Origin of the sequence: Chthonobacter rhizosphaerae, from assembly GCF_013839525.1 — a bacterium.
GTDB classification, from domain to species: domain Bacteria; phylum Pseudomonadota; class Alphaproteobacteria; order Rhizobiales; family Pleomorphomonadaceae; genus Chthonobacter; species Chthonobacter rhizosphaerae.
Genome location: NZ_JACDIS010000005.1, coordinates 112716 through 128100 on the forward strand (window position 1 = coordinate 112716; position 15385 = coordinate 128100).

Consider the following 15385-nt stretch of genomic DNA (forward strand, 5'->3'; position numbering starts at 1 on the left):
CGCCCGATGCTCCGCGAACTGGTCGTCCAGCTCGGTCCCTGGCTCTGGTGGGTGCTCGGCATCCTGCTCGCCGCCGTGGAGGTGTTCGCGCCGGGGTCCTTCTTCATCTGGTTCGCCGTGGCGGCGATCATCGTCGGCGGCATCGCCCTGACGGTCGACCTCGGCTGGCAGGCGGAGATCCTGCTGTTCGTCGTCTTCGCGGGCCTGAGCGCGCTCCTCGGACGCCGGCTCTACGGGCGCAACGGTCCGGCGGAGGACGCCCCGCCGCTCAACGACCGCATGCGCCGGCAGGTGGGCCGGCCGGCGGTGCTGGAGACGGCGCTCGCGAACGGGTCCGGCCACATCCGGCTCGACGACACCTTGTGGCGGGTGAGCGGGCCGGACCTGCCGGCGGGCACGACCGTGACCGTGGTGGACGTGCGCGACGGGCGCCTCGTGGTGGCCCCGCGCTGACGGCGACGGAGGCCCCGGCGAGCCGGACGGGCGGGCGCGCGGGGTCGGGGCCGGCTGCTCAACCAAACGTTAACCGTGTTCGTTTACCGGTCGGAAAGGGTGGTCGCCCGCCCGCGTGGGGCGGGCCGAGCCCGTTCCGATCGCCTCGAACCCGGGTGCTGCGCCTTTCCATGCGGCCCATCCTCCTTGTCGCCGTTGCTGCTGCCGGACTGGCGGTCGGATCGCCCCCGTCCGCCGAGGCCCAGGACGCCGCGACGGCAGGGGAGGTGGGGTCCCCGGTGGTCCGGCCGGCGACGGATCAACTCGGGATCGACGACCTGATCGAAGACGTGACGGCGCCGACCGATCCGGGCCTCGCCGGCGCGATCGATCCCCTGGCCGATCCTCTGGCCGACCCGTCCGCCACCGACCCGGCCGTGCCCTCGGCCGGCGCGGCGGCGACCGGGACCGCGCCGGCCGCCCAGCCGAACCGCCGCCCGGCGCTGCGGCCGACCCTCGGATCGGTGGTGCGACCGGTGCCGCCGGTGGAGCCCCTGAAGCCGATCGCCGGCGGCGCGCCGGTCGCCATCAACACCGAGGAGGCGGCGCGGTCGGCCTACGAGCCGCTCGGGCTGCGCGTGCGCACCTTCACCATCCTGTCGAGCGCCACGTCGACCCTCGGCTGGTCGTCCAACCCGGGCGGCGCTCCGGACGGCGAGGGCGCCGCCTTCTGGGGGCTGAAGGGCGACGTGACCGCCCGGTCCGACCTCGACGGCGGCGGCATCGACCTCGCGCTTCGGGGTGGCGTGCGCGACTACCTGGGCGGGGACGCGGAGCTCGAGCCATCCTTGGAGGCGACCGCGGACGGCCGGCTGGACCTGACCGAGGTGGACCGGTTGACCGCCGGCGCCCGCTATGCCTTCCGCAAGGACACCGGCTTCAGCATCGAGACGCCGGCCGGGCAGGGGGTGGACATCCACACCCTGTCGGCCACCGCCGGCTACGCCCGGTCGGCGGGGCTGATCGGCGTGACGCTCAAGGGCGCGCTCGACCGGACCATCTACGACGGCGACGACCGGGACGACACGGCGCTCTCCGGCACCCTGCGGCTATCGCTCGACAGCGGCGCCGTGCTGGAGCCCTTCGCGGAGACGAGCGTCTTCGCGCGCCGGCCCGACCGCACCGTGGACGAGAACGGCTTCCGGCGGTCGAGCGTGGGCGCGGAGGCGAAGCTCGGCACGGCGGTGGACACGGGCCTCCTGACCGGCGAGGTGGCGGTCGGCTACGGCACGGAAGTGCTGGAGGACGACCGGCTCGACCCGCTGCGCGGCATGATCCTGGAGGCCTCGCTCGCCTGGGCGGTGACGCCGCTGACCACCGTGACGCTCGCGGCCGACACGAGCTTCGAGACGAGCCGGCTCGCGGGGGCGAGCGGGTCGATCACCCGCAGCGTCTCGGCGGGGATCGCCCATGCGCTGAAGCCGAACCTCATCCTCGATCTCGGCGGCGCCCTGTCGTTCCAGGACTATGGGGGCGTGAACCGGAGCGTCGCCACGGTGGCGGTGCGCGCGGGCGCCGCCTGGCGGCTGAACCCCTCGGTCGAACTCACGCTCACCGCCACCCACGAGGTGGAAGACTCCAACGTGTCCGGCGAGGATACGCGGGAGACCACGGTCGAGGCTGGCGTGACCGTCCGCCGGTGACGAGGGCGCATGGAAAAGCCCGCGCGGGCGGGACCGGCGCGGGCTTTTGACGTGGAGGGTGCTGGCGGTCAGCCGAGGACGGCGCGGAGCTCGTCCTTGATGTTCGGATGAATGTCGGTGCGCTCCTGGCCGTAGGCGAGGTTCGCCTGCAGGAAGCCGAGCTTGGTGCCGGTGTCGAACGTGGTGCCGCGGAAGCGCACGCCGTAGAACGGGCTGGTGCCGAGAAGACGCAGCATGGAATCGGTCAGCTGGATCTCGTTGCCGGCGCCGCGCTCCTGGGTCTCCAGCAGGTCGAACACCTCCGGCTGCAGGATGTAGCGGCCGGAGATGAAGAGATTGGACGGCGCATCCGCCGGCTTCGGCTTCTCCACCATGCCGGTGACCTGGAAGACGTCCTCGTCCAGGGTGTCGCCGAGGGCGACGATGCCGTAGGACGAGGTCTGTGAGGGATCGCAGGCCTCCAGGCTGAGCACGTTGCCGCCGGTTTTGGCGTAGGCGTCCACCATGCTCTTCAGGCAGGGGGTGTGATGCTTCATCAGCATGTCCGGCAGGAGCACCGCGAAGGGCTCGTCGCCGATGATGTCGCGGGCGCACCAGACCGCGTGGCCGAGGCCGAGCGGCGCCTGCTGGCGGGTGAAGCTGGTGGCGCCCGCCTTCGGCAGGTCGCGGTTCACGCTCTCCAGGGCTTCGGTCTTGTTGCGCGCCTCGAGCGTGGCGTTCAGCTCGAAGTTGATGTCGAAATGGTCCTCGATCACGGCCTTGCCGCGTCCGGTCACGAACACGAAGTGCTCGATGCCGGCGGCCTTCGCCTCGTCGACCACGTACTGCAAAGCAGGACGGTCCACGATGGTCAGCATCTCCTTGGGAACCGCCTTCGTCGCCGGCAGAAACCGCGTGCCGAGGCCCGCGACCGGGAACACTGCTTTGCGAATCGTCTTGGTCATTCGTGACTCCAAGTTCGACCCGACCATCACGCCGATCGTGGTGTTGAGGTCGAGCGCATGATCGATCGTCCGTGTCGGTCGGGAGTGAGGCGTATCATCCCGACATTTGCATTGACAACCCACGGGAGCAGATGATTCTGCATGGCCCTAAACGCATCGTAAATCTTAAGAGTTACGGTTTGCGTCCCCTGTCTCCTGTGGTCCGGATTGGTGATGCACTTTAAAACCGCGACAAAACTTCTCTTTGCAGCCGCCCTCAGTGTCGCCGTTTCCGGGTGTCTGTCTCTTGGTGAACCGTTCGGGTTCGACGCCGCGTCCCCGGTCGGCGAGCCGCCGCGGTCCGACGGGCCCATTCCCCCAGCCTTCACCGCTTTCGTGGAGACACTGTGGCCGGCGGCGTCGGCGAGCGGCGTCTCGCGCCGCACCTTCGACGCGGCGTTCGACGGGCTCGGCCCGGACCAGAGCGTGATCGACGCCGCGTCGCGCCAGGCCGAGTTCGTGAAACCGATCTGGGAATACCTGGACGGGGCCGTGTCGGAGACCCGCGTGACGACCGGCCGGGAGATGCTGCGCGCCCACGCCGGGACGCTGGAGCGGATCGAGGCCACCTACGGGGTGCCGCGCACGGTCGTCGTGGCGGTCTGGGGCATGGAGAGTTCCTACGGGGCGGTGCTCGGCAATCCCAAGGTGGTGCGAAACGCCGTCCGGGCGCTGGCGACGCTCGCCTGGAAGGGCGGCAAGCGGGCCCGCTACGGGCGCCAGCAGCTTCTGGCGGTGCTGCGCATCCTGGAGCGCGGCGACACGGACCCGATCCACATCACCGGTTCCTGGGCGGGCGCCATGGGGCACACCCAGTTCATCCCGACCACCTACGAGGCCTATGCGGTGGATTTCGACGGCGACGGCCGCCGCAACATCTGGACCTCGATCCCGGACGCGCTCGCCTCCACGGCGAACTACCTGCGCAAGGCGGGCTGGAGGTCCGGCGAGACCTGGGGCTACGAGGTGGTGCTGCCCGCCGGCCTGGGGGCGGCGGACGACACCCGCCGCCCGATCGGCGACTGGCGGGCCGCCGGCGTGCGGCGGGCGAACGGCGCGCCGTTCCCGCGGGACGCTGACCAGGGGCGGCTCTATCGCCCGGCGGGCGCGGCGGGGCCGGCCTTCCTGCTCCTCCACAATTTCGCGGTCATCAAGCGGTACAACAACGCCAATTCCTATGCGCTCGGCGTCGGCCACCTGTCCGACCGGATCGCCGGCGGCGGACCGTTCGTGACCCCGTGGCCGCGGGACGACCGGGCGCTCACGATACCGGAGCGCGAGGAACTGCAGACGCTGCTGGCGCGCCGGGGCTATGACGTGGGTCCGATCGACGGCCTGATCGGGACCGGAACCATCGAGAGCATCCGGGCCTATCAGGCCCAGGCCGGGCTTCCCGCCGACGGCTCGCCGTCCCAGGAACTCCTCGACAGGCTGCGGACAGGCCGCTGACGGCGCGCGAAGAGGTTGACCGGACCGCATCCCATCCTCGAAGGTCTGAAAGGTTGGGCGGCTGGTCCGGCGACCGGATCCGCCCGTCGACGTCGACCCGGATGCGTCCGGGTGACGCCTGCAAGAACTGTCGGGAGCTGTGTGGTGTTCCGCAAACGACTACAGGCCGCCGCCGCCGTGCTTCTGGTTTTCGCCGGCATGCTGGCCGTCGCGCCCGATCCGGCCTCCGCCCAGATCCTAGAGCGGTCGCCCTTCTTCCTGCGCCTGTTCGGCATCGAGGAGCGGCCGAAGCGGCAGGTCCAGCCGAAGGTGCTGCAGGTGCCGCCGGCGACCCGCGGCAGCGGCGGCCCGATGGTGCTGACGCCGGGGAGCCCCCGTTCGGGCGGCGCCAAGGTGGTGAAGCCGCAGGCGCCGGCGATCGCGATCGCGCCGAAGAACCCGGACGCCAAGGTGGTGCTGGTGCTCGGCGACCAGTTCGCCGGCGGGCTCGCCTCCGGCCTCGACGTGGCGTTCGCCGACACCCCGACGGTGAAGTTCGAGGCCCTGGTGGCGGCGGACGCCGGCCTGTCGTCCACCGAACCGGTGGACCTGCGCCAGAAGCTGGAGACGCGGCTCGCGGCGGCCGAGCCGCCGGACGCCCTGGTGGTGATGCTCGGCCTCAGCGACCGTCGCCCGATGACGGTGGACGGCGCGGTGGCGGATTTCCGAACCAAGCCCTGGGAGACCGTCTACCGGGCCCGCGCCAAGGCGCTGATCGCCGCCGCCCGGTCCAGGAACCTGCCGGTCTACTGGGTGGGCCTCGTGCCGACCGCCGACTTCGAGCTGACCACCGATCTCGCCTACCTGGACGAGGTGTTCCGCCAGGAGGCGGGCTCGAGCCTCGCGGTCTATGTGGACGTGTGGAACGCGTTCGCGGACGCGACCGGCGGCTTCACCATGACCGGCGCCGACGTGGAGGGCCAGTCGCGCCGCCTGAGGCTGAAGGACGGCGTCGGCTTTACCAAATCCGGCAACCGGAAGCTCGCCTTCTTCGTGGAGCAGGAGATCAGCACGTGGCTCGCCACCGGCGCGCCCGGCTTCGTGCTGCCGAAGTCGGACGCCGCGGGCGGGCTCGTCGTGTCGCTGTCCGATCCGGAGGTGGCGGCGGACGAGGACTTCGCCGTGGAGGTTTCCCAGCCGGCGCCCCGCTCCGGAAGCGCGCTCCACCGGCTGGTGGTGGAAGGACGGCCGCTCGCGCCGCGCCTCGGCCGGGTGGACGACCTCGCGTCGGTGAACTGATCGGGCGCTCGGACTGTCTGACGGGGAAGGCTAGCGCAGGGGCATCCCGCGCCGGCCCTTCTCCGTCGGATGCCGGACGTGGTCAGACCGGGAGCGCGCTGGACCCCATCAGGAAGGTGTCGATGGAGCGGGCGGCCTGGCGGCCCTCCCGGATCGCCCAGACGACGAGGCTCTGGCCGCGGCGGAGGTCGCCGGCGGCGAACACCTTGTCCATGGAGGTCCGGTAGTCGGTCGTGTCGGCGGCCACGTTGGACCGGCGGTCGCGGGCGAGCGCCTCGCCGGCGCCAGCCAGGAAGGTGCCTTCCAGCGGGCCGGCGAAGCCGATGGCGAACAGCACCAGATCCGCCCGGATGATGAACTCCGTCCCCGGGATGGGCTCGCGCTTCTCGTCCACGCGGGCGCACTTCACGCCGGTGACCTTGCCCTTGGCGTTGCCGACGATCTCCAGGGTGGCGCAGGAGAACTCGCGCTCGGCGCCTTCCGCCTGGGACGAGGAGGTGCGGAACTTGGTCGGCCAGTAGGGCCAGACCTTCAGCTTGTCCTCCTTCATGGGCGGCATGGGACGGATGTCGAGCTGGGTCACCGACAGGGCGCCCTGGCGGAACGAGGTGCCGACGCAGTCAGAGGCGGTGTCGCCGCCGCCGATCACCACCACGTGCTTGCCGGCGGCGAGCAGCGGCTCCTCGTGGCTGACGTCCTCGCCGCCGATGCGGCGGTTCTGCTGGACGAGGAAGGGCATGGCGTAGTGGCAGCCGACCAGGTCCTTGCCGCCGATGCCCGGATCGCGCGGCCGTTCGGCGCCGGCGGTGAGCAGCACGGCCTCGTGGCCGGCCACCAGGTCCTCCAACGAGTGGGTGACGCCCACGTTGACGCCGTAGTGGAAGGTCACGCCTTCCGCGGCCATCTGGTGGACGCGGCGGTCGATGTAGTGCTTCTCCATCTTGAAGTCGGGGATGCCGTAGCGCATCAGGCCGCCGGCCTTCGGCTCCCGCTCGTAGACGTGCACGTCGTGGCCCGCGCGGGCGAGCTGCTGGGCGGCCGCCATGCCGGCCGGACCGGCGCCGACCACGGCCACCTTCCGGCCGGTCTTGACCGCCGGGATCTGCGGCGTGATCCAGCCCATGTCCCAGGCCTTGTCGGCGATCGCCTGCTCGATCGTCTTGATGGTGACCGGGCTGTCCTCCAGGTTGAGGGTGCAGGCCTCCTCGCAGGGCGCCGGGCAGATGCGGCCGGTGAACTCCGGAAAGTTGTTGGTGGAGTGGAGGTTGCGCGAGGCCTCCTCCCAGTCGCCCGAATAGACGAGGTCGTTCCAGTCGGGGATCTGGTTGTGCACCGGACAGCCGGTGGGGCCGTGGCAGTAGGGGATGCCGCAATCCATGCAGCGCGCGGCCTGCCGGCCCACCTCCTGCTCCGACAGCGGGATGGTGAACTCGCGGAAGTGGCGGATGCGATCGGACGCCGGCTGATACTTCTGTTCCTGCCGGTCGATCTCGAGGAAACCTGTGACCTTGCCCATCGTCTCTGTCCGTATCGGTTCGTGATCCGGCCGGCCGGCCGACCCTTTCGGATCCTCAGCGGATCCAGTTCTCAACCTTGAGCCCGGCAACACGGCCGAACTCCCTTTCGTTGTCCGTCACCAGCACCGCGTCCAGCGCGAGCGCATGGGCGGCGATCAACATGTCCATCGGACCGATCAGGGCGCCCCGACGCACCAGGTCGGTGCGGAGTTCCGCATAGATGATCCCGCAGGGCTCTACCCAGTCCGCAACATCGACGTCCGCCAGGAAGTTTTCCACGAGATCACGCAATCGGGCCGAACCGGTCTTGAGGTACCCGAACCGGAGTTCCGCCCCGACAAGAATGCTGGTCCCTGCGCTCCCAGGCATCGTTTCCCGAAACCGACAGGCGGCCTCGCCGGTCCGGTTGCGCAGAATGCTGGAGACGATGTTCGTATCCAGCATCCAGTTCACGGCTCGAGCCCCAGGTCGACGTCTTCCAGCGGGAGTTCCTCGATCTCGGGGAAGTCCTCTTCCAGTGGCGGCTGGGCGCGCAGCCAATCGACGAGTTCCGCCGGCGTCCTTCGCTTCCGCTTCGGCTTGATATGGATGGTCCCGTCCGGGTCCTTCCACATCACCGCCTTGTCGGCGTCCAATTCGAACTCCTTCGGAATGCGCACGGCCTGACTTCGGCCGTTGCGGAAGAGGCTGACCTCCCGCTCGTCCCGCTTGATGATGGTCATGGCCGGCCTCCGTGTCATATGCCAAAGCATATCACGCCGTTGCCGGCCGTTTCCATCACTCCGCCGCGATGCCCATGCGCATCTTCTCCATCTCGCGCAGCGCCCGGCGATACTCCACCGGCATGACCTTCACGAACCTCGGCCGGAAGACTTCCCAGCGGTCCAGGATGTCCTTGCCCCGGGCCGAGCCCGTGTAGAGCACGTGGTTCTGGATCAGGGCGCGCAGGCGCTCGTCGTCGTGACGGGTCATGTCGGACGAGAGGTCCACGCGGCCCTTGAACATGAGGTCGCCGCCGTGGTGGTGGAGCTTCTCCAGAAGCTCGTCCTCCTCCGGCACCGGCTCCAGGTCCACCATGGCCATGTTGCAGCGCTTGGCGAAGGTGCGGTCCTCGTCGAGCACGTAGGCGACGCCGCCGGACATGCCGGCCGCGAAGTTGCGCCCGGTGGCGCCGAGCACCACCACGACGCCGCCGGTCATGTATTCGCAGCCGTGATCGCCGCAGCCTTCCACCACCGCGACCGCACCGGAATTGCGCACGGCGAACCGCTCGCCGGCGACGCCCTGGAAGTAGGCCTCGCCCTCGGTCGCGCCGTAGAGCACCGTGTTGCCGACGATGATCGACTTCTCCGGCACGATCCTGGCCTTCTCGGACGGCCGCACCACGATGCGCCCGCCGGAAAGGCCCTTGCCGACGTAGTCGTTGGCCTCGCCGGTCAGCTCCAGGGAGATGCCGGCCGCCAGGAAGGCGCCGAAGGCCTGGCCGGCGGTGCCGGTCAGCTTCACCGTGATGGTGCCGTCCGGCAGGCCCTCGTGGCCGAAGCGCTTCGCCACCTCGCCCGCCAGCATGGCGCCGGCCGTGCGGTCGACCGACTTGATGGCCGCCTCGATCACCACTGGCTTCTGCTCCACGAGGGCGGGCTGCGCCTTGGCGATCAGCGTGCGGTCGAGCACGTCGTCGATGGGGTGCACCTGGCGCTCGGTCCAGCGGATCGCCTCCGGCGGCGCGTCCGGCTTGAAGAACAGCCGGCTGAAGTCGAGGCCCGACGCCTTGGCGTGACCGGGAGTCGGCGCGTGGGCGAGGAGGTCGGACTGGCCCGTGATCTCCGACAGCGAACGGAAGCCCATCTCGGCGAGATAGCCGCGCACCTCCTCGGCGACGAAGAAGAAGTAGTTGATCACGTGCTCCGGCGTGCCCTTGAAGCGCTTGCGCAGCACCGGGTCCTGGGTGGCGATGCCGACCGGGCAGGTGTTCAGGTGGCACTTGCGCATCATCAGGCAGCCGGCCGCGATCAGCGGCGCGGTGGCGAAGCCGAAGTCGTCCGCGCCGAGGAGGGCGCCGACGATCACGTCGCGGCCGGTCTTCATGCCGCCGTCCACCTGCAGGCAGACGCGGCTTCTGAGGCCGTTCAGCACCAGGGTCTGGTGCGTTTCGGCAAGGCCCATCTCCCACGGGCTGCCCGCGTGCTTGATGGAGGTGAGCGGCGAGGCGCCGGTGCCGCCGTCATAGCCTGCGATGGTGATGTGGTCGGCGCGCGCCTTGGCGACGCCGGCCGCCACGGTGCCGACGCCCACCTCGGAGACGAGCTTGACCGACACCTCGGCCGCCGGGTTGACGTTCTTCAGGTCGAAGATCAGCTGGGCGAGATCCTCGATGGAATAGATGTCGTGGTGCGGCGGCGGCGAGATGAGACCGACGCCCGGCGTGGAATGCCGGACCTTGGCGATCACCGCGTCCACCTTGTGGCCGGGCAGCTGGCCGCCTTCGCCGGGCTTGGCCCCTTGCGCGACCTTGATCTGCATCATGTCGGCGTTGACGAGGTATTCCGCGGTCACGCCGAACCGGCCCGAGGCCACCTGCTTGATGGACGAGCGCTTGGAGTCGCCGTTGGGCAGGCGGCGGAAGCGGTCGCTCTCCTCGCCGCCCTCGCCGGTGTTCGACTTGCCGCCGATCCGGTTCATGGCGACCGCCAGCGTCTCGTGCGCCTCGCGGCTGATGGAGCCGAACGACATGGCGCCGGTCGCGAAGCGCTTGACGATCTCCGACGCCGGCTCGACCTCCTCCAGCGGCACCGGGTTGCGGCCGGCTTCCGCGGCGGTCTTGATGCGGAACTGGCCGCGCACGGAGAAGCGGCCGGTCTCCTCGTTCACCTGACGGGCGTAGGAGAGATAGTGGTCGGGCAGGTTCATGCGCACCGCATGCTGAAGCTCGGCCACGATGTCCGGCGTCCAGATGTGCGCCTCGCCGCGCTGGCGATAGGCGTATTCGCCGCCGACGTCCAGGCTGCGGGCGAGCACCGGGTCGTCGCCGAAGGCGGCGGCGTGGCGCGCCACGGTCTCCTCGGCGATCTCCTCCAGGCCGACGCCCTCGATGGTGGTGGCGGTACCGAAGAAGTATTCGTTGACGAAGGACGACTTCAGGCCGACCGCGTCGAAGATCTGGGCGCCGCAATAGCTCTGGTAGGTCGAGATGCCCATCTTGGACATGACCTTCAGGATGCCCTTGTCGATCGACTTGATGTACCGGTAGACGATCTCCTCCTCGTCCACCTCCTCCGGGAACTGGCTCTTCATGGCGAGGAGCGTGTCGAAGGCGAGGTAGGGGTTGATCGCCTCGGCGCCATAGCCGGCGAGGACGCAGAAGTGGTGCACCTCGCGCGGCTCGCCGGATTCCAGCACGATGCCGACGGAGGTGCGCAGGCCCTTGCGGATCAGGTGGTTGTGCACGCCGGCGGTGGCGAGCAGCGCCGGGATGGCGACCCTGTTTCGGGACAGCTGCCGGTCCGACAGGATGATGATGTTGTACTTGGCGCGCACGGCCTCCTCGGCCCGCTCGCACAGGCGGTCGAGCGCCATCTTCAGGCCGGCCGGGCCGCGCTTCACGTCGAAGGTGATGTCGAGGGTCTTCGCCTGGAACTGGTTCTCGGCGATGTCGCCGATCATCCGGATCTTGTCCAGGTCCTGGTTGGTCAGGATGGGCTGGCGCACCTCCAGCCGCTTGATGGTGGAGACGCCCTCAAGATCCAGGATGTTCGGCCGCGGCCCGATGAAGGACACCAGCGACATGACGAGCTCCTCGCGGATCGGGTCGATCGGCGGGTTCGTCACCTGGGCGAAGTTCTGCTTGAAATAGGTGTAGAGCGGCTTGGCCTTGTCGGACAGCGCCGAGATGGGCGTGTCGGTGCCCATGGAGCCGATGGCCTCCTGGCCGGTCACGGCCATGGGCGCCATCAGGATCTTCAGGTCTTCCTGGGTGTAGCCGAAGGCCTGCTGGCGATCGAGCAGGCTCTCGTGGCTGACGATGGACGACACCGCGACCGGCGGCATGTCCTCCAGCACGATCTGGGTGCGGGCGAGCCACTCCTTGTAGGGGTTGGCGGTCGCGAGGCGCTGCTTGATCTCGTCGTCGGAGACGATGCGGCCTTCCTCCAGGTCGATGAGCAGCATCTTGCCCGGCTGGAGACGCCACTTCTCGACGATCCGCTCCTCCGGGATCGGCAGCACGCCGGCCTCCGAGGCCATCACCACGAGCCCGTCGTCGGTGACGAAATAGCGGGCCGGCCTGAGGCCGTTGCGGTCGAGCGTGGCGCCGATCTGGCGGCCGTCGGTGAAGGCGACCGCGGCCGGGCCGTCCCACGGCTCCATGAGGGCGGCGTGATACTCGTAGAAGGCGCGCCGGTCCTCGTCCATCAGCGGGTTGCCGGCCCAGGCCTCGGGGATCAGCATCATGGCGGCGTGGGCGAGCTCGTAGCCGCCCTGGACCAGGAATTCCAGGGCGTTGTCGAAGCAGGCGGTGTCGGACTGGCCCTCGTAGGAGATGGGCCAGAGCTTGGAGATGTCGTCGCCGAAGAGCGGGCTCTCCACCGAGGCCTGCCGCGCCGCCATCCAGTTGACGTTGCCCCGGAGCGTGTTGATCTCGCCGTTGTGGGCGACCATCCGGTACGGGTGGGCGAGCTTCCAGGACGGGAAGGTGTTGGTGGAGAAGCGCTGGTGGACGAGCGCGAGGGCCGACACGAAGCGCGGGTCGGTGAGGTCCTTGTAGTAGGCGCCCAGCTGGTAGGCCAGGAACATGCCCTTGTAGACGAGGGTGCGCGAGGACAGCGACACCACGTAGAAGCCGGAATCCTCCACGCCGGACTTGGCGTAGACCTTGTTGGAGATCACCTTGCGCAGGATGAACAGCCGGCGCTCGAACTCGGTCTGGTCGGCGGCGGACGCGCCGGCGCCGATGAACACCTGCCGGTGCACCGGCTCGGTGGCGGCGATCTCCGGCGCCTTGGAGAGAGAAGAATTGTCGACCGGCACGTCGCGCCAGCCGAGAAGGACCTGGCCTTCGTCGGCGACGACCTCGGCGACCACCTGCTCGCACCAGGCCCGGAACGCGGGGTCGCGCGGCATGAAGAGGTGACCGACCGCGTAGGCGCCCGGCGCCGGCAGGTCGAAGCCGAGGGCGCGCGCCTCGTCCTTCAGGAAGTCGTGCGGGATCTGCACCAGCATGCCGGCGCCGTCGCCCATGAGCGGGTCCGCCCCCACGGCGCCGCGATGGGTGAGGTTCTCCAGGATCTGGAGGCCGTTGGCGACGATCGAATGGGACTTCTCGCCCTTGAGATTGGCGATGAAGCCGACACCGCAGGCGTCGTGCTCGTGGGCGGGACTGTAGAGGCCCGCCTCGGCGGCGCGGGCGCGGGCGGCGGCCGTCATCACGGTCGTGCGGCTGGCGGCTTTCTCGGCCACCGCGCTCTCGATCCGCGCCTCAGACGGGCATGCCTTGTCGTGCCTGTTCATCGCCGGTCCCCATGTTGGCTCGAAGCCGCGCACCATGCGCGGCTCTGGCGGTCCTCGATGCCGGCCTCCCCACCGGAGCCCGGCAACCCTAAGGGCGGTCCATGACGGACCGCCGACACCTGTGGCCCGGCGGCTCTCCACCGTTCGGGTCGCATCCTTCGATGCGGCTCGACCGACGGGGCCTGTCGGGCGTTGAAATCGTCATGCGGCCGGCGATGTGGCTCGCCCGCCGCCCGCACCGGCGTCCGATCCGGGTTCGGGCCCGGCGGTCGCCGCCGCGCGCCCGGCGCACTCCTCGTGGAGCGCTCCCGAATGGACAGGTGTGCTGTCCTTTTTCCTCATGGCACCATGCCGAAACCAGGCACGGATAACAAGAGGTTTCCAACAGGCGGCCATGCCGAACATTGCGCGGGCCAAACCGCCAGCGACATACTCGATCCAGACCGCGACCGATCCCGCAATAAAATTGCGCGTGACGAAATCACGCACGACTTCGACGTCGGGTCCGGCGGACATGCGGAGGGCTGCGACAGAGATCTATCGCAGTCCCGCATGCCTGATGCGTATTACGCATAACCTTGCCGGCCGTCAATCGCCAACCCGGACCGAGCGCCGGTTTTGGAGGGAAAGTTGCGCCGGCATCCTCCAGGGCCGCCTTTCCGGGACCAGGCGGGCGGCGGGGTCGGGGACGGAGCGCCGATCCGGCCGCCCGCAGAACTGCGCGATGCGCATAGGAGGTCCATGGGCCGGCCGGTTCCGCTTCGAAGGGCTTTCCGGTAGAACCTCGATGATGAACTTCTCCAGCGACAATTGGGCGGGAGCCTCGGCGCCGGTGGCCGCCGCGATCACCGCCGCCACCGGGGGCCTCGCCCCCGCCTACGGCACCGACGACGCCACGCGCAAGGTGGACGACTGGTTCGCCGAGATCTTCGAGCGGCCGGTCGGCGTCTTCTTCGTGGCGACCGGGACGGCGGCCAACTGCCTGTCCCTCGCCGCGGTCTCGAAGCCCGGCGGCGTCATCCTCTGTCACGAGAACGCGCACATCGCCAACGACGAGGCGGGCGCCCCGGCCTTCTTCTCCGGCGGTTCGGTCCTCCACGGCATCGCGGGGGCGCGCGGCAAGATCACGCCCGAGGGCCTGGAGGCGGCGCTCCGGCGCTACATGCCGCCGGGCGTGCACCATGGCCGGCCGGTGGCGCTGAGCCTGACGCAGGCGACCGAATGGGGCACCACCTATACGATCGACGAGATCGCCGCCCTGGCCGAGATCGCCCACAAGGCCGGGCTGAAGGTGCACATGGACGGCGCCCGCTTCGCGAACGCTCTCGTGGGGCGGAGCAGCGCGGCGGCCGACATGACCTGGCGGGCGGGCGTGGACATCCTCTCCTTCGGGGCGACCAAGAACGGCTGCTGGGCGGCGGAGGCGATCGTGACCTTCGACCGCAAGCTGGACGAGGATCTCGCCTATGCGCGCAAGCGCGCCGGCCAGCTGTTCTCCAAGTCGCGCTTCGTGGCGGCCCAGTTCCAGGGCTATTTCGACCTCGGCCACTGGCTGGACAATGCCGTCCACGCAAACGGCATGGCCACCCGGCTGGCGGCCTCCATCGCCGAGGTGCGCGGCGCCCGGGTGCTGTTCGAGCCGGAGGCGAACGAGGTGTTCGCCGTCTGGCCGAAGGCCTATTCGCGCCGTCTCAGGGAGGCGGGGGCGCTGTTCTACGAATGGCCCGCCGACGGCCTGTCGGCGGACGAGATGCCCACGGCGGACGAGGAGGTGGTGCGGCTGGTGACGAGCTTCGCCACGTCCAAGCACGACGTCGCGGCGTTCATGCGCGCCCTGGAGGACGGCTCCCACTGAGCCGGGCCGGGAGCGCCGATCCGTCGGTGGGACGCGGATGCGAAAAAGGCGCTCCGGTCGCCCGGAACGCCTCGTGTCGCGCTGTCGCGAAGGGAAGTCGGGACGGGGAAGCCGTCGTCCCGCCGCCGGTCAGTTGACCGAGGGAGCCGCCTCGATCTGGCGCGCATCGCCGTCGCGGCCGATCGGGATCTGGCGGGGCTTCTTCTCCTCGGGGATCTCCCGGGCGAGCTCGATGTGCAGGAGCCCGTTCTCCAGGGAGGCGCCCTTCACCTCCACGTGGTCGGCGAGCTGGAACCGGCGCTCGAAGGCGCGGGACGCGATGCCGCGATAGAGGACCTCGGCGGACTTCTCGTCCGCGGGCTTCTTCTCGCCGCGCACGGTCAGGGTGTGCTCGCGGGCCTCGATGAAGAGGTCGGTCTCGGCGAAGCCGGCCACCGCGATGGTGATGCGGTAGGCGTTCTCGCCGGTGCGCTCGATGTTGTAGGGCGGATAGGTCTGGGCGCTACCGTCCGTGGCGGCCATCTGGTCCAGCATGGAGAAGAGACGGTCGAAACCGACGGTGGAACGGTAGAGCGGGCTGAAATCAACGTGACGCATGACAAAGTCCTCCGGTGAGCGACTGTTGCGGTTTGCTGCCACGGGAGGAGGTTCGGTCTGGTCGCC

11 protein-coding genes are annotated in these 15385 nt (G+C 69.6%); 5 read left to right on the forward strand and 6 right to left on the reverse strand.

The window, feature by feature from the left end:
- Positions 1 to 6 precede the first annotated feature (6 nt).
- A complete protein-coding gene (locus HND91_RS10645) occupies positions 7 to 453 on the forward strand; it encodes an NfeD family protein (protein ID WP_181706554.1) in 447 nt (148 codons plus the stop codon).
- A 170-nt stretch (positions 454 to 623) separates the two neighbouring features.
- A complete protein-coding gene (locus tag HND91_RS10650) occupies positions 624 to 2135 on the forward strand; it encodes an outer membrane beta-barrel protein (protein ID WP_181706555.1) in 1512 nt (503 codons plus the stop codon).
- 68 nt (positions 2136 to 2203) lie between these two features.
- On the opposite strand, the gene galU is transcribed toward HND91_RS10650, so the two are convergent.
- On the reverse strand, positions 2204 to 3079 hold the full coding sequence (galU, locus tag HND91_RS10655; RefSeq protein ID WP_181706556.1) for a UTP--glucose-1-phosphate uridylyltransferase GalU: 876 nt from the start codon (positions 3077 to 3079) through the stop codon (positions 2204 to 2206).
- A 213-nt stretch (positions 3080 to 3292) separates the two neighbouring features.
- Between galU and HND91_RS10660 the strand changes: the two genes are divergently transcribed.
- On the forward strand, positions 3293 to 4567 hold the full coding sequence (locus HND91_RS10660; RefSeq protein WP_181706557.1) for a lytic murein transglycosylase: 1275 nt from the start codon (positions 3293 to 3295) through the stop codon (positions 4565 to 4567).
- A gap of 144 nt (positions 4568 to 4711) precedes the next feature.
- On the forward strand, positions 4712 to 5845 hold the full coding sequence (locus HND91_RS10665; protein ID WP_181706558.1) for an SGNH/GDSL hydrolase family protein: 1134 nt from the start codon (positions 4712 to 4714) through the stop codon (positions 5843 to 5845).
- Positions 5846 to 5927: 82 nt separating this feature from the next.
- Here the strand turns inward: HND91_RS10665 and HND91_RS10670 are convergent, their stop codons facing one another.
- Genes HND91_RS10670 through gltB form a run of 4 tightly spaced genes read right to left on the reverse strand, consistent with a single transcriptional unit; the run spans position 5928 to position 12783 of the window.
- Complete coding sequence (locus HND91_RS10670; RefSeq protein WP_181706559.1) at positions 5928 to 7361, reverse strand: glutamate synthase subunit beta; 1434 nt, start codon at positions 7359 to 7361, stop codon at positions 5928 to 5930.
- 55 nt (positions 7362 to 7416) lie between these two features.
- Complete coding sequence (locus HND91_RS10675; RefSeq protein WP_181706560.1) at positions 7417 to 7806, reverse strand: type II toxin-antitoxin system VapC family toxin; 390 nt, start codon at positions 7804 to 7806, stop codon at positions 7417 to 7419.
- A 5-nt stretch (positions 7807 to 7811) separates the two neighbouring features.
- Positions 7812 to 8084 carry an antitoxin gene (locus tag HND91_RS10680; RefSeq protein ID WP_181706561.1) on the reverse strand — a complete coding sequence of 91 codons (273 nt, stop codon included), beginning with the start codon at positions 8082 to 8084 and terminating at the stop codon, positions 7812 to 7814.
- Positions 8085 to 8139: 55 nt separating this feature from the next.
- Entirely contained in the window at positions 8140 to 12783 is a 4644-nt protein-coding gene (gene gltB / locus HND91_RS10685; protein ID WP_181706802.1) for a glutamate synthase large subunit, read from the reverse strand.
- An 874-nt stretch (positions 12784 to 13657) separates the two neighbouring features.
- Here gltB and HND91_RS10690 point away from each other — a divergent pair.
- On the forward strand, positions 13658 to 14722 hold the full coding sequence (locus tag HND91_RS10690) for a threonine aldolase family protein (protein ID WP_181706562.1): 1065 nt from the start codon (positions 13658 to 13660) through the stop codon (positions 14720 to 14722).
- A 129-nt stretch (positions 14723 to 14851) separates the two neighbouring features.
- Here HND91_RS10690 and HND91_RS10695 read toward each other — a convergent pair whose 3' ends face one another.
- Positions 14852 to 15319 carry an Hsp20 family protein gene (locus HND91_RS10695; RefSeq protein WP_181706563.1) on the reverse strand — a complete coding sequence of 156 codons (468 nt, stop codon included), beginning with the start codon at positions 15317 to 15319 and terminating at the stop codon, positions 14852 to 14854.
- Between the last annotated feature and the right edge of the window lie 66 nt (positions 15320 to 15385).

Bases quoted from the DNA above. Each gene is read 5' to 3' on its own strand.
- HND91_RS10645 (WP_181706554.1), top strand. From the start codon at position 7: ATGCTCCGCGAACTGGTCGTCCAGCTCGGTCCCTGGCTCTGGTGGGTG.
- HND91_RS10650 (WP_181706555.1), top strand. From the start codon at position 624: ATGCGGCCCATCCTCCTTGTCGCCGTTGCTGCTGCCGGACTGGCGGTC.
- galU (WP_181706556.1), bottom strand. From the start codon at position 3,079: ATGACCAAGACGATTCGCAAAGCAGTGTTCCCGGTCGCGGGCCTCGGC.
- HND91_RS10660 (WP_181706557.1), top strand. From the start codon at position 3,293: ATGCACTTTAAAACCGCGACAAAACTTCTCTTTGCAGCCGCCCTCAGT.
- HND91_RS10670 (WP_181706559.1), bottom strand. From the start codon at position 7,361: ATGGGCAAGGTCACAGGTTTCCTCGAGATCGACCGGCAGGAACAGAAG.
- HND91_RS10675 (WP_181706560.1), bottom strand. From the start codon at position 7,806: ATGCTGGATACGAACATCGTCTCCAGCATTCTGCGCAACCGGACCGGC.
- HND91_RS10680 (WP_181706561.1), bottom strand. From the start codon at position 8,084: ATGACCATCATCAAGCGGGACGAGCGGGAGGTCAGCCTCTTCCGCAAC.
- gltB (WP_181706802.1), bottom strand. From the start codon at position 12,783: ATGACGGCCGCCGCCCGCGCCCGCGCCGCCGAGGCGGGCCTCTACAGT.
- HND91_RS10690 (WP_181706562.1), top strand. From the start codon at position 13,658: ATGAACTTCTCCAGCGACAATTGGGCGGGAGCCTCGGCGCCGGTGGCC.
- HND91_RS10695 (WP_181706563.1), bottom strand. From the start codon at position 15,319: ATGCGTCACGTTGATTTCAGCCCGCTCTACCGTTCCACCGTCGGTTTC.